This window comes from Hymenobacter volaticus, from assembly GCF_022921055.1.
In the GTDB taxonomy this organism is placed as follows: Bacteria; Bacteroidota; Bacteroidia; order Cytophagales; family Hymenobacteraceae; genus Hymenobacter; species Hymenobacter volaticus.
Genome location: NZ_CP095061.1, coordinates 3,915,802 through 3,928,814, shown reverse-complemented (window position 1 = coordinate 3,928,814; position 13,013 = coordinate 3,915,802). Strand labels below are relative to the sequence as shown.

The 13,013-nt window shown below is 49.1% G+C and carries 12 protein-coding genes; all 12 read left to right on the top strand.

From position 1 onward, the window contains the following. Window positions 1–79: 79 nt before the first annotated feature. The 12 genes from MUN86_RS17060 (at window position 80) to MUN86_RS17005 (ending at window position 12,850) form a co-directional block, all read left to right on the top strand. Window positions 80–1,117, top strand: a complete 1,038-nt coding sequence (locus tag MUN86_RS17060; RefSeq protein ID WP_311181717.1) for a cytochrome c oxidase subunit II — start codon at window positions 80–82, stop codon at window positions 1,115–1,117. A 29-nt stretch (window positions 1,118–1,146) separates the two neighbouring features. Continuing rightward, entirely contained in the window at window positions 1,147–3,009 is a 1,863-nt protein-coding gene (locus tag MUN86_RS17055; protein WP_245119256.1) for a cytochrome c oxidase subunit I, read from the top strand. A gap of 167 nt (window positions 3,010–3,176) precedes the next feature. Next, entirely contained in the window at window positions 3,177–4,262 is a 1,086-nt protein-coding gene (locus tag MUN86_RS17050; RefSeq protein WP_245119255.1) for a COX15/CtaA family protein, read from the top strand. Between the two features lie 52 nt (window positions 4,263–4,314). Beyond that, window positions 4,315–5,166: a heme o synthase gene (cyoE, locus tag MUN86_RS17045; protein WP_245125780.1), complete on the top strand. Its 852-nt coding sequence runs from the start codon at window positions 4,315–4,317 to the stop codon at window positions 5,164–5,166. 103 nt (window positions 5,167–5,269) lie between these two features. Beyond that, a complete protein-coding gene (locus tag MUN86_RS17040; protein ID WP_245119254.1) occupies window positions 5,270–5,863 on the top strand; it encodes a cytochrome c oxidase subunit 3 in 594 nt (197 codons plus the stop codon). A 21-nt stretch (window positions 5,864–5,884) separates the two neighbouring features. Continuing rightward, complete coding sequence (locus tag MUN86_RS17035) at window positions 5,885–6,664, top strand: cytochrome c oxidase subunit 3 (protein ID WP_245119253.1); 780 nt, start codon at window positions 5,885–5,887, stop codon at window positions 6,662–6,664. Window positions 6,665–6,758: 94 nt separating this feature from the next. Beyond that, window positions 6,759–7,100 (top strand): cytochrome C oxidase subunit IV family protein, encoded by a 342-nt coding sequence (locus tag MUN86_RS17030; RefSeq protein ID WP_245119252.1) that lies wholly within the window; start codon window positions 6,759–6,761, stop codon window positions 7,098–7,100. A gap of 37 nt (window positions 7,101–7,137) precedes the next feature. Further along, the gene (locus MUN86_RS17025) at window positions 7,138–7,770 is read left to right on the top strand and encodes an SCO family protein (protein ID WP_245119251.1); all 633 of its coding nucleotides are present in this window, start codon (window positions 7,138–7,140) and stop codon (window positions 7,768–7,770) included. After that, window positions 7,754–8,311, top strand: coding sequence for a DUF420 domain-containing protein (locus MUN86_RS17020; protein ID WP_245119250.1), 558 nt, complete (start codon window positions 7,754–7,756; stop codon window positions 8,309–8,311). The genes MUN86_RS17025 and MUN86_RS17020 overlap by 17 nt, the downstream gene beginning before the upstream one ends. Window positions 8,312–8,350: 39 nt before the next feature. Further along, complete coding sequence (locus MUN86_RS17015) at window positions 8,351–8,611, top strand: CAMCR motif-containing small membrane protein (RefSeq protein ID WP_245119249.1); 261 nt, start codon at window positions 8,351–8,353, stop codon at window positions 8,609–8,611. Next, complete coding sequence (locus MUN86_RS17010; protein ID WP_245119248.1) at window positions 8,611–9,009, top strand: DUF983 domain-containing protein; 399 nt, start codon at window positions 8,611–8,613, stop codon at window positions 9,007–9,009. The genes MUN86_RS17015 and MUN86_RS17010 overlap by 1 nt, the downstream gene beginning before the upstream one ends. Before the next feature lie 103 nt (window positions 9,010–9,112). Next, window positions 9,113–12,850, top strand: a complete 3,738-nt coding sequence (locus tag MUN86_RS17005; RefSeq protein WP_245119247.1) for a sensor histidine kinase — start codon at window positions 9,113–9,115, stop codon at window positions 12,848–12,850. Window positions 12,851–13,013 lie beyond the last annotated feature (163 nt).

Below are 13,013 nucleotides of genomic sequence, written 5' to 3'. Positions count from 1 at the left end.
TTAGTCTAGGTTGGCAAGCTCTAAGCTCTAAATTCCCTCTTCTAATTTCTACAGAATGACTGCTCTTAGTATTTTGTTGGTGCTGGTGTTGTTGCTGGTCGTATTTGGCCTACTGTTTCGGCTCCAGATTCTGACTTCAATTTTTTCTGGTAGTTCAGCTCGCGAGTTTGGCACTAGTAACCGTGTAAACGGAATATTGATGCTTGTATTCATGGTCGTAGGTGGTGCCGCCTTCGCTTGGTCGTTTGGCGACAACTATGACAAGATGAATCCACCCATTGCTTCTGTTCATGGCCATGCCACGGAGCGGATGTTTTGGACCACAATGATTATCATCGGGATTGTGTTTGTCTTGACTCAAGTCTTGCTGTTTGTATACTCTTATAAGTATCAGCATCAGGAAGGACGTCGTGCATACTTCTTCCCGCACAATAACAAGATCGAGATCATCTGGACGGTAATTCCGGCCATCGTGATGGCTGCATTGGTTTTCGCTGGTTGGAAAGAGTGGACTCGTATTACTGGTCCAGCGCCTAAAGATGCTGTTGTGTTAGAAGTAATGGGCAAACAGTTCAACTGGTTGGTGCGCTACCCTGGCCGCGACATGAAGCTTGGAGTTGTAAACTACCGTCTTATTGACGCTACCAACGAATTTGGCTTTGATCTCTCAGATAAAGCTGGTCTTGATGACTTTGTGCCCGGTGAAATTCACGTACCAAAGGGTCACCCCGTTTTGCTGAAGATTCGCTCGCGCGATGTATTGCATGCTGTGTACATGCCTCACTTCCGGGTACAGATGTACGCTGTGCCTGGTATGCCAACCAAATTTTGGTTTACGCCTACAAAGTCAACTGATGAGATGCGGGCCCAATTAGGCAACCCAAAGTTCAACTATGAGCTTGCTTGCAATCAAATTTGCGGCCGTGGGCACTTTGCAATGAAATTCACCATTGTAGTAGACGAGCCAGACGATTATGTGGCCTGGTATGCTCAGCAGAAGTCCTTCTCTGAGCAAAACCCAGATGTATTGGCTTCTTTCAAACAGAAGGAAGAAAAGCTGGTTGTAAAGGAGGCGGCTGCCGCGGTAGCTATGCCTGCTACTAAAGCTTCGCTATAATTTCACTTAGTTAATTGCACGCTCCATATATGGCTGCTAATCTTCCTAATCAAGCGCAGGTGCAAGGGGGTATCGGTGTAACTGAACCGAGTACCACACACCATGAGCATGCGCTACATGACGACCACCATCACGATCAGCATTGGCTGTTCAAGTATGTATTTAGCACCGACCACAAAGTAATTGCCAAGCAGTTCCTGATTACAGGTATTTTCTGGGCTATTCTAGGTGGTACTTTGTCCAGCATTTTCCGTTTGCAACTCGGCTGGCCCGAGTCAACAATGGCATGGTTGACACCAGTGTTAGGCAAATGGGTAGAGGCTGGTAAGCTGAATCCAGAGTTTTATCTCTCGTTGGTGACGATGCACGGTACCATCATGGTATTCTTTGTGCTGACGGCGGGTCTCTCTGGTACGTTTTCTAACTTCCTGATTCCGCTGCAAGTTGGAGCCCGTGACATGGCTTCAGGCTTTATGAACATGCTCTCGTATTGGTTCTTCTTTACGTCGAGCGTTATTATGTTCTTGTCTATTTTCTTGGAAACTGGCCCGGCTGCAGCTGGTTGGACTATCTATCCGCCGTTAAGCGCATTGCCTCAGGCTATCCCTGGTTCTGGCATGGGCATGACGATGTGGTTAGTGTCGATGGCATTGTTTATCGTATCGCAGTTGCTTGGTGGAGTTAACTACATCACTACCGTAATCAACCTGCGTACCCGCGGCATGAGCATGAGCAAGTTGCCGCTCACAATTTGGGCGTTTTTCCTCACGGCTATTCTTGGATTGCTTGCTTTCCCAGTGCTGTTCTCAGCCGCGTTGCTGCTCATCTTCGACCGTAGCTTCGGTACCAGCTTCTTCCTATCCGACATCTACATTGCTGGTCAGGCGTTGCCTAACACGGGTGGTAGCCCCATTCTGTTTCAGCATTTGTTCTGGTTCTTGGGTCACCCTGAGGTGTATATCGTGATCATGCCCGCTATGGGCATGGTATCAGAGATTCTGGCTACAAACTCTCGTAAGCCTATCTTCGGCTACCGTGCTATGATTGGTTCGCTGCTCGGTATCTCCTTGCTCTCTTTCGTTGTATGGGCTCACCACATGTTCGTGACAGGTATGAATCCGTTCCTGGGCTCAGTGTTCATGTTCTTGACGCTCATCATTGCGGTGCCTTCGGCTGTGAAGACTTTTAACTGGCTAGCTACCTTATGGCGTGGTAACATCCGCTTTACTTCGGCCATGTTGTTCTCCATTGGTTTCGTGTCGCTGTTCATTTCAGGTGGTCTGACAGGTATCATCCTTGGAAACGCCGCTCTTGATATTCAGATGCACAACACCTATTTCGTGGTAGCTCACTTCCACTTAGTAATGGGTAGCTCAGCGTTCTTTGGTTTGTTTGCAGGAGTGTATCATTGGTTCCCGAAGATGTTCGGCCGCATGATGGATGAGAAGCTTGGCTACATCCACTTCTGGCTTACTTTCATCGGTGTTTACTTGGTGTTCTTGCCAATGCACTATGTAGGTATCGCCGGTTTCCCCCGCCGCTACTATGCATGGACTGGTTTCGAGATGTTCAGCCAGTTCGCTGACTTGAACAAGTTCATCTCGATTGCCGCCATCTTGGCATTTTTCGCTCAGTTCATTTTTGTCTTCAACTTCTTCTACAGCATCTTCCGTGGCCGTCGGGCCACAGAAAACCCTTGGCGTTCTACTACGCTAGAGTGGACTACACCGGTAGTACCTGGTCACGGTAACTGGCCTGGCGAAATTCCTGCTGTATACCGTTGGCCTTATGACTATAGCAAGCCTGGAGCAGTAGAAGACTTTATTCCGCAGAACGTACCTTATTCGAAAACTCAGTCTTCGAATTTGCCCTACGAGAACGAGAATGAGTAATTGTTTTTGCTAAGAACTCCCTAAACGGGCCGCTGTACTTACGGCGGCCCGTTTTGTTTTACCCTAGGGTCTGCCAACACGAATTGTGTAGTTAAAGGCAATAATCGACACCAAAAGCTGATGTTCGCTGTTACTTATATGTCAACAGTAGCAATAAGAAATACCAAATGACTCAACCTGCTTTTGTACGCCGCTTTCGGTTTTTTGGCATCCTGACAGTGGTATCTGTGTATCTGCTGATTCTAGTAGGGGGAATTGTTAGAAGTACTGGATCAGGCATGGGGTGCCCCGATTGGCCTAAATGTTTTGGTACATGGGTTCCACCAACGCAAGTGAGTGAACTGCCTGCTGGTTACAAAGAGATATACACTGCACAGCGCGTTGCTAAGAATCAGAAACTGGCTAAAACTTTAGAGCGTCTCGGCTTTAAGCAGGTAGCAAGCCAGATATTCGCGCATCCCACTCAATTTATCGAAACAGATTTCAATGCCACAAAAACTTGGATTGAATATGTAAACCGGTTGCTGGGAGCCTTGATTGGGGTATTCATTTTTTTGACAGTTGTATTGGCACTGCCTTATTGGCGGCGTGACCGAGTTGTGTTTTGGCTGGCTTTTGCCTCCTTTTTGCTCACTGGCTTTCAAGGGTGGTTAGGATCTCTAGTGGTGTCTACTAATCTTCTGCCGGAACTTGTGACGGTGCATATGGCCTTGGCCTTGCTGATTGTAGCCATGCTGATTTATGCTGTTGATCGCTCACAGCAGGGGCAGGGTGATTTGGTGTTAGGGCAGAAAGTTCTTCCTAATAAGCTACTGCCACTCCTTTGGCTGACTACTTTGTTGACCTTTGGGCAGATCGTCCTTGGCACTCAAGTTCGAGAGCAAGTAGATGTAGTAGCCACGGCTGCTAATTATCTAAACCGGGTGGGTTGGATAGATCAGTTGGGCAACATCTTCAAAATACATCGCTCTTTTTCACTGATACTACTTGTGCTCAATGTATACATAGGGTATCAGTTGTACCAAACCCGAAATGCACAGCTACAGCGCTTAGTTACCGTAACAATGGGACTACTTGGACTGGAAATACTAGCGGGAGTTACGTTGGCTTACTTAGCGCTTCCTGCTACCGTACAACCTGTACACCTTACAGTAGCTACTATTTTGTTTGGTGCACAGTTCTTGACAATTATCCGCTATGCTCGCCAAGCTAAAACGCAACCACAGGCCGCTTATGCAAGTGTTGTTGCGTAACTTTGCGGCCCGGTTCGGAGTCTATCCGCCGGTTGCGTTGTTTTACCCACTGATGACCAAAGCCAGGGCATATTTTCAGTTAATAAAATTCCGGTTGGCGCTGACGGTAGCTTTTTCAAGCGCCATCGGGTACCTGCTCGGAGTCCAAGCTTTCGATTGGGGTAAAGCACTGCTTGTAATGGTAGGTGGGCTGGCCGTAACGGGAGCAGCTAATACTATCAATCAGATTTACGAGATAGATCTCGATAAACTGATGAAGCGAACAGCTAAACGCCCTTTGCCACAAGGTGTCCTAAGTGTCACTGAGGCGTGGGTATTTACGGTAATAATGGGTGTAGTGGGGCTAGGCATATTAACCTATTACTTTAACCCATTAGCAGCGGCGCTGTCATTGATTTCGCTCATACTCTATGGCTTCATTTACACCCCTCTAAAGACCATTTCGCCGATTTGTGTGGCAGTGGGAGCTATTCCGGGAGGTATGCCGCCTCTTATCGGCTACGTAGCCGCCACCGGCATCTTAGGGCCTGAAGCGTGGGTGTTGTTTGGTATTCAATTCATGTGGCAGTTTCCTCACTTTTGGGCTATTGCTTGGGTGCTTGATGACGATTACAAAGCCGCTGGATTTAAGATGCTCCCATCTCCGGGCCAAAAGGACCTACGCACTGCTTTCCAGATCATGACCTATACGTTGCTGCTTATTCCACTAAGCTTGCTGCCTCTGCAATTTAACATGGCAGGTAAAACGTCAGCTTTGATTGCTGTTCTTTGTGGGGTATTGTTCTTGATGCAGACGCTTTACTTGATGCGTACTTGCACTAAAAAGGCAGCTATGCGGATCATGTTTGGTTCTTTTTTATATCTGCCCATCGTGCAAATCGCGCTGGTTCTTGACAAGATGTAAGCCGAGAAAAATCAGTGGAGATGTGAGGAAAATGCAAACTACATTTCCGCTGCGAGTGTTTCATATAAGCTGAGCGTCGCTCAAAAACATACAATTTTCTGCCATGCATTCCTCAGAATTAGAGATTCTTAAAGACCGAGAGCCCGCCATTGGAACCCATCCATTGCGTGTGCTACTCTGGCTCATGATGGTAAGCAGCACAATGATATTTGCTGCCTATACTAGCGCCTACATTGTGCGGCGCGAAGAAGGTAACTGGTTGGAGTTTGATCTACCACATGGTCTGCTGTACACCAGCATCATTATTCTTCTAAGCAGTGCCAGCATTCAGTGGGCCTATGCTTCAGCACGCAAAGACGAATTGCGTCGTGTGCAGATAGGTATTCTAATCACTTTTGTACTTGGCCTCGTATTTTTAGTAGGCCAGTGGAATGTGTGGGGCGAACTAGTGCGTAACAAGATTCACTTCGGTGGCGTTGATGCTAATCCGTCGGGCTCATTCCTGTACGTACTGATGGGAGTACACGCTTTTCACTTAATTACCGGGCTGATTTTTTTGCTGCGCGTATTACGCAAAAGCTTTAACTATCAAGTGCATTCGCGGCAGATGCTCTCTATTGGTAACGTGACCATCTTCTGGCACTTCCTCGGCGGGCTTTGGTTGTACTTGTATTTGTTCCTACTTTTGAACCACTAGTTTCGTCTTACCCCGCACACTATGTCCACCACTATCACGACGCAGCCCCAAACCACTGCCTCCTCCGCCACTGATCGGCCTCGGAGCGGCAACTGGGACGGTGGCAACGAACCCTTTAAAGCTAGCTATGGCAAGCTAATGATGTGGTTCTTTCTGCTGTCGGACGCTTTCACGTTCGCTGCTTTTCTGACCACGTACGGCCTGATTCGCCATCGTTACCCTGCTTTCGACGCTGCCGCTGGTAAAGCATTCAAGTTCTCGACGGCTTACTGGCCTGTTCCAGATCAAGTGTTCAATGCCTTCCCTGGCATGCACGGAACAGAGTTGCCGTTGGCGTTTGTGGCTTTAATGACCATGATTCTGATCTTCAGCTCCGTGACGATGGTATTGGCTGTAGAAGCCGGTCACCGCATGGACAAGCAGGATGTGCAGAAGTGGTTGCTGTGGACTATTCTTTTTGGCGCAACTTTCCTTGGTTCTCAGGCTTGGGAGTGGAGCCACTTCATCGGTGGACATGAGGAGGGCACGCTGATGGCTGATGGATCTGTGTTTCATGGAGCCAACCTAGCGCAGAATCAGTATGGTCCGGTGCTATTCGCTGATCTGTTCTTCTTCATTACGGGTTTCCACGGTACGCACGTATTCTCAGGGGTTTGCCTTTTGGTTTACTGCTTCATCGCTACCACAAACGATACCTTTCACAATCGTGGGCACTACGAAATGGTTGAGAAAGTAGGCCTCTACTGGCACTTTGTAGACCTCGTATGGGTGTTTGTTTTCACCTTCTTCTACCTCGTTTAATTTTCGAATAGTTGAATTGTTAAAGGGCTGGATGTTTTGACAGGCCGTTGAGCAACCAACTATTTAATGATTCAATTATCAAATCATTCACCCAATGGCTAATCACGCAAACACCGAACCGGTACCAGCTGGGGAGATTCCAAAGCCAAATGTAGCTTGGATCTGGAAGACCTTTTTTGTCTTGGTAGGTATCACGGCGCTGGAGTTCGTATTCGTATTCTTGATGAATCCGAGCACACTTCGCAACTCTATTTTCATTATTCTGACCATTTTCAAGGCCTTCTTCATCGTGGCTGAGTTCATGCACTTGAAGCATGAAGTGAAAGCGCTTATTTGGACTGTTCTTATCCCAATGGCGCTTCTCATTTGGTTGCTGATTGCTCTGGTTTCTGAAGGAACATACAGCGGCCAAGCCATCCAGAACGCCTTCAACTAATTACATGAGGCCCAAACACGTCCTGTTGTTGGGCCTTATGTTATTGGTCCCAGTACTGGCTTTCGTGTTTCTCTACACGTTCGGAGCCAACCGTTACGCGCTGCCCACTTTCTTGCCTGACCGAGTTGATTCGACGTTGGTAGAGGGAAAGTGGCGGCGCGATACTGTTTTTCATAGGGTAGCTGATTTTCAATTGGCCTCGCAATCTGGTCGCTCGATTTCGCAGAAGGATTTAGGCGATGGCTTGTATATAGCTAATTTTTTTTACAGCACTTGCCCTGGCGCCTGTCCTCAAATGAACAGCCAAATGGCGCGGATACAAGAGAAATTTCGGCACGAACCGCGCGTAAAATTGGTTTCCTATACGGTGGACCCTGCTCACGATTCGGTGGCGGCTTTGGGGCGTTATGCCGAACAATTTGGTGCTATTGCCGGGAAGTGGTTTTTTCTCACTGGTGACAAATCGGCTATTTACCGGTTAGTTACCGAGGAGTTTCGGCTGCCTGCTCCTAGTGGTGTGGCTCCAGGTATCGTGCACAGCCAAAACTTGTACCTCGTAGACCGTGATAAGCGCGTGCGCGGCATTTACGATGGTACTAAGGCCAAAGATGTGGACCGCCTCATGACGGAAATCAACGTGCTGCTCTACACTTATGACCACAATCAGTAAGCCGGCTCTCGAACCCGGCGACTACACCAAGTACAAAGTAACCTTAGGCATATTGGCCGCGGCCGTGCCGCTAGTAGTAGCCGTACTTTACTACTTCCCCGAAACCTTCCGGATACCCGGGGCACAAGTGAAATTTTTACCTGCTCTGAACGCAGTGCTCAATTCGCTGACTGCAATCTGCTTGGTAGTCGGCTATATGTTCATCCGCAACAAGCAAGTGTTGCAGCACCGTGCTATGATGGGTACGGCCTTTCTGATTAGCTCTCTTTTTCTAATTTCCTATGTGATATATCACTCACAGGAGGCCAGCACCAAGTTTGGCGGGGAGGGGGCTATTCGGTACGTGTATTTCTTTTTGTTGCTTACTCATATCACGCTGGCTATTGTCACGGTGGGCTTGGTGCTATTTACACTCTATTTTGCCCTCACACAGCAATTCGAGAAGCACCGTCGCATTGCTCGCTGGACATTCCCGGTGTGGCTGTACGTATCAGTTACAGGCGTTATCGTGTATTTCATGATTTCGCCGTACTACACCTAGGCAAGGAAACTTTGCTTACCCTACGTTGTTGGAAATAGTATGAAGAAGCTAGTAGTAAACTCGTTTTTTGCAGTGGTGCTCGGCCTGTTGTTTAGCCTGGCTCCCTTGGCAGTTAATGCGCAATGCACTATGTGCAAAACGCAGGTAGAATCATCACGCACAGAGAAGGATGGCTACGATTTCTCGGGCTTAAATAAAGGCATCTTATACATGGCTGCCATTCCGTACCTCTTGATGGGAGCTGTCGGCTATTTTTGGTATCGTAACACGCATCCTCGAAATAAAGCCATGAGCAAGTAATGGCAGCCGTTGATTCTGCGCTGTTGGCAATGGTGGCCCAAAGGTGCCCACGCTGCCATCACGGGCCGCTGTTCAAGTACTCGGCGTGGAATCTGCGTAAGTTCGATGAGATGTATGAAGACTGCGTAGCTTGTGGTCAGTATTACGAGCCAGAGGTAGGGTTTTACTGGGGCGCCATGTACATCAGCTATGGCTTCTCTACGGGTATAGTCTTTCTTACAGGCATACTCTTATACTATTTAGCCAATGACCCGCCAGTGTGGGTGTATATCACAGCGGTGGCTGTTATTGTGGTGGCGTTGACACCGTTGCTCTTCCGCTACGCACGGGTGGTGATGCTTTATTTCTTCGCCGGTATCCGCTACGATTCAACTCTGATAAGTGAGCCACCTTCATAGATAAGTCTATGCCAATGAAAATAGGAAATGCCGCCATTTGGCGGCATTTTTGTTAGGTGCCAGTTTGTGTGGTGCAACGCGCTATTGCCTTAGTCCCTTTCTTTTGAAGCTTTTTCGGTCACTGCCGCTGGCTCTGTTGCTGGCCGCTCTTCTGTGTTTTGTGGGGGCTTACCTGGGCAACAAGTACGGCCAGGTACCCGGCGTACTGCTGCGCACCGATGCGGCCCGATTGCAACGGTTGGTAATGGACGCCGAAACTGATGCCGAGCAGGAAGCTGCAGCCGTAGCCGCACAAGTGCAGGCAGGCAAGCTTAATTTCGAGAATCTAGTAGAGCAAACCACTTACCCTTGCTTTATATTTCGTGGCAACCAGCTTTTGTATTGGTCTGACCATACGGTTCGCCCCAACCGTTCAAATGCCCAGCAAGACTTCCACGAAAAGCTCGTGGTTATGCAGTTTGGGCACTACTTGGCATTACGGCACGTGGCGGGCCCATACGTGGTGCTTACCTACATCCCGCTTGAAGAAAGCTATGGTATAAGCAACCGTTATTTGCGCGAAGGAGCTGAGAGGGCACTATTTCGGGGCCTTAACCTGCGGTTAGTTGCCGATGGCGGCCGATCTAGCCTGCCGAGGCTGTATTCCAATGAAGGCAACTATCTGTTTTCGTTGGAAAGCCTGCAGCCAAATCCCGTAGCGGTTAAGTACTTGCCTCTGGCTTTGATGTTGTTGGGCCTCGGCTTGTACATAGCAGCTTGGGTGATATGGGGAAGGCGCCTTTTCCAGGCACAGCGAGAACTAGCGGGAGCGTTGATTGTGGTGGTGCCGTTGGGAGTACTGCGAGCCATGTTACTGCATTTTGGCTTGCCTTTCTCCTTTATCGAGCTTTCCCTCTTCAACCCGCGGGTATACGCAGCTTCCTGGCTTTCTCCCTCGCTCGGCGACTTACTTATCAATGCCTTGCTGCTAACGGTTGCGGCAGGCTACGCTTTGGTGCTGTTTCAGAGGTACAGAGTGGGACAATGGCCTGAGCGGGTAACCCAGGTTCATACGCGGGTAATGTTGGGAGCAGTGCTGGTATTCAGCTTTTTTGGGCTGCTAGAACTGTTGTTTGAGTTTTACTCCAATTGCTTCAGCAATTCTCAAATCATTGTTGATGTCACGCAGGATATTTCCGTTTCAGGCTTCAAGGCACTGCTGTGTTTGGCCATTGTGCTGCATACAGGAGCCTATTTGGCCGGCTTCTACGTGTTAGCTCAGTTATTTGAGGCTACTGTACGAATTGAAACGCGGCGTTTTGGGGTAATATCACTGGGCTTAAGTGCGCTGGTAGTGTTGCCTATAGGAATAGCGCTCGGGCAAGTCGATTATGTGCTGCTAGGAATTACAGTGCTGTTCTTCTTTTTCTTGCGGCTTACTAGTCTGCGCAGCGTGGCGGCTATGATACCGTATCAGACCTACCTGTTCTTGTTTCTGATGCTCAGTATCAGCTCGGCCGTGGGAGCGTTGGCCTTGTTCGAGCACTTCGATAGGCAGCTTATGCTTAATAAGCAGACGTTGGCCGGCAACTTGCTTGTAGAAAACGATTTGGAGGGGGAGTTTCTGTTGAACGAGCGAGGCCACGAAATGGCAGCCGACCATCTTTTGCGCACGATGATACTGCGCACTATGCTGCCAGGTCCCGTTGTTAATGCAGAAATGGTGCGCCAGCGAATTGTAAAGCATTACCTGCGCGACTATTTCGACAAGTATGAAATAGCCGTTTCTATTTTCAATCCTGCTGGTAAACCGATAGGAGGGGAGCCAAATTCCGAAACCTTGCCTGAGATGCGCAGCCGTTTGTTGCGCTCTGCTACTCGCACCGATCAGCTGAATCTGTTTCTGGTGCGGGGTAGCAATTCTTTCAGCACTCGGCGTTACGTTGACTTTATAACGGTTCCTACTGCGAAAGGCAGCACTACTGTACTGTTGGAGCTTACCTTGAAAAAGCTGACCACCTACAGTGTGGTACCAGAACTCCTGGTTGATCAGAAGTTCTTCCAGCCAGGTTTAGGAGCTGATTTGAGTTATGCTGGCTATGAAAACGACCAATTGGTATATAGCGAAGGCGATTACGACTATATAAACCGTCTGACACCTGAGCTCTATCAGAATCCGCGTTTGTACCAGACCGGTCTTGTAGTAGGTCGGTTTCACCACTTCGCCTTGCGCGACGAAACGCAGCAGCGTACGGTAGTGGTCACCACCGCCACTTATGGTTTTGCCGATTGGCTATCCAACTTCTCATTCCTGTTCCTGCTCCATGCTTTCTTCGTGCTGGTCTCCAGCGGGTTTTACTTGTTAGGTCAGGGGGCATATCTGGATGTATTTCGCACAAATTTCAGCACTAAGATTCAACTTTTCCTGAACCTTGGAATTATGTTGCCTCTGGTAGTGGTAAGCGTGGCTACCATCAGCCAAGTGAAGAATTCGTATCAGCGCGACCTGCGGCGCACCTACGAGCGGCGCGGGCGGGCCGTGCAAGACAACCTGCTCGAAAATAGCCGGCTATTGGCTGATTCGGCTAGTCGGGCTGACCTCCTGGCTTTGGCCGATAACGTGTCGGCGCTTACTGAAACCGACCTCAACCTCTACGATTCGCATGGTAACCTGCTGGTAAGCAGCCAGCCGATCATTTTCGAGTCGGGGCTGCTGGGGGAACTGATGAATCCGCAGGCAGTGGCCGGATTGAAAGAGCAAGTGAAGCCCCGGGTGTTGCTGGTGGAGCGAGCCGGTTCGCTGTCGTTTAACACGCTGTACTTGCCTCTGCGGGCCGCTGCCGACGCCGACGAGCGCGCTAGTGCCGTGCTAGGCTACGTGGGCATTCCCTTCTTCGACTCCGAGAAAGACCTCGACAACAAACTGGTGGATTTGATTGCCATCATCCTGAACACGTTCACGGTGATGTTTATTCTGTTCCTGGTGCTAGCTTTCGTGGCTTCCCGGGTACTCACCAATCCGCTTAAGCTGCTTACCGAAAAGCTGAAGCAAACCACGCTCACCGGGCAAAACGAAATGCTGGATTATCAGTCCAACGACGAAATTGGACTACTAGTGCGCGAATACAACACTATGCTGCTAAAGCTAGAACAAAGCAAGCAGGAACTGGCCGTGCAAGAAAAGGAAGCGGCGTGGCGTGAAATGGCGCGGCAAGTGGCGCATGAAATCAAGAACCCGCTTACGCCCATGAAGCTGAGCTTGCAGTTCTTGCAGCGCGCTATTCAAGACGACCGACCCAACATCAACGAGCTGCTAGGCAAGGTTTCTCAAACGCTTATCACGCAGATCGATGTTCTGACGGACATTGCAACCTCGTTTTCCAACTTTACCAACCTGCCCGCTATGCGTCCTACGCGGCTAAATGTGGTGCAGGTAGTCCGCCGTTGCGTGGAGTTGCACCAAGGAAGCCGCCCCGATGCCCGCATCACGCTCATAATGCCAGTAGGGGAGGAGCCGGTTATGGTATTTGCCGACGAGAATTTGCTGGTGCGGACATTCAATAATTTGCTCATCAATGCCCTGCAAGCAGTGCCGAAAGAACGAGTGGCAGTTATCGAGGTGTGTCTGCAAATTCAGTTAGAGGGCCGTGTGCGTATTGGTATTCAAGACAACGGAGCCGGTATTTCAGAGTCTGTCCGCGAAAAAATATTCGTTCCTAATTTCACTACAAAAGAGACTGGTTCCGGTATTGGGTTAGCAGTGGTGAAGCGCGGTATTGAAAGTGCTGGCGGCAGCATCTGGTTCGAAACGCAGGAAGGCAGCGGTACCGTTTTCTATATAGAGCTGCCGTTGGCCGGCTAAGGAAACTGAGAATGAGTTCCGAAGAGATAACTAGCTACGGAAAGCAATAAAAATATTGTAAAGTATATCTGCTAGCGGCTATAAAATTTGGCCTGCTGAGCTTGTGAAGTAACTGAGTGTGAGATTAGATAGGAACAACTGGTAACGAAGCTCGGCACGAATA

Excerpts from the sequence above, each read along its gene's own strand:
- MUN86_RS17055 (WP_245119256.1), top strand. The coding sequence starts at position 1,147 with ATGGCTGCTAATCTTCCTAATCAAGCGCAGGTGCAAGGGGGTATCGGT.
- MUN86_RS17050 (WP_245119255.1), top strand. The coding sequence starts at position 3,177 with ATGACTCAACCTGCTTTTGTACGCCGCTTTCGGTTTTTTGGCATCCTG.
- cyoE (WP_245125780.1), top strand. The coding sequence starts at position 4,315 with ATGACCAAAGCCAGGGCATATTTTCAGTTAATAAAATTCCGGTTGGCG.
- MUN86_RS17040 (WP_245119254.1), top strand. The coding sequence starts at position 5,270 with ATGCATTCCTCAGAATTAGAGATTCTTAAAGACCGAGAGCCCGCCATT.
- MUN86_RS17035 (WP_245119253.1), top strand. The coding sequence starts at position 5,885 with ATGTCCACCACTATCACGACGCAGCCCCAAACCACTGCCTCCTCCGCC.
- MUN86_RS17030 (WP_245119252.1), top strand. The coding sequence starts at position 6,759 with ATGGCTAATCACGCAAACACCGAACCGGTACCAGCTGGGGAGATTCCA.
- MUN86_RS17025 (WP_245119251.1), top strand. The coding sequence starts at position 7,138 with ATGTTATTGGTCCCAGTACTGGCTTTCGTGTTTCTCTACACGTTCGGA.
- MUN86_RS17020 (WP_245119250.1), top strand. The coding sequence starts at position 7,754 with ATGACCACAATCAGTAAGCCGGCTCTCGAACCCGGCGACTACACCAAG.
- MUN86_RS17015 (WP_245119249.1), top strand. The coding sequence starts at position 8,351 with ATGAAGAAGCTAGTAGTAAACTCGTTTTTTGCAGTGGTGCTCGGCCTG.
- MUN86_RS17010 (WP_245119248.1), top strand. The coding sequence starts at position 8,611 with ATGGCAGCCGTTGATTCTGCGCTGTTGGCAATGGTGGCCCAAAGGTGC.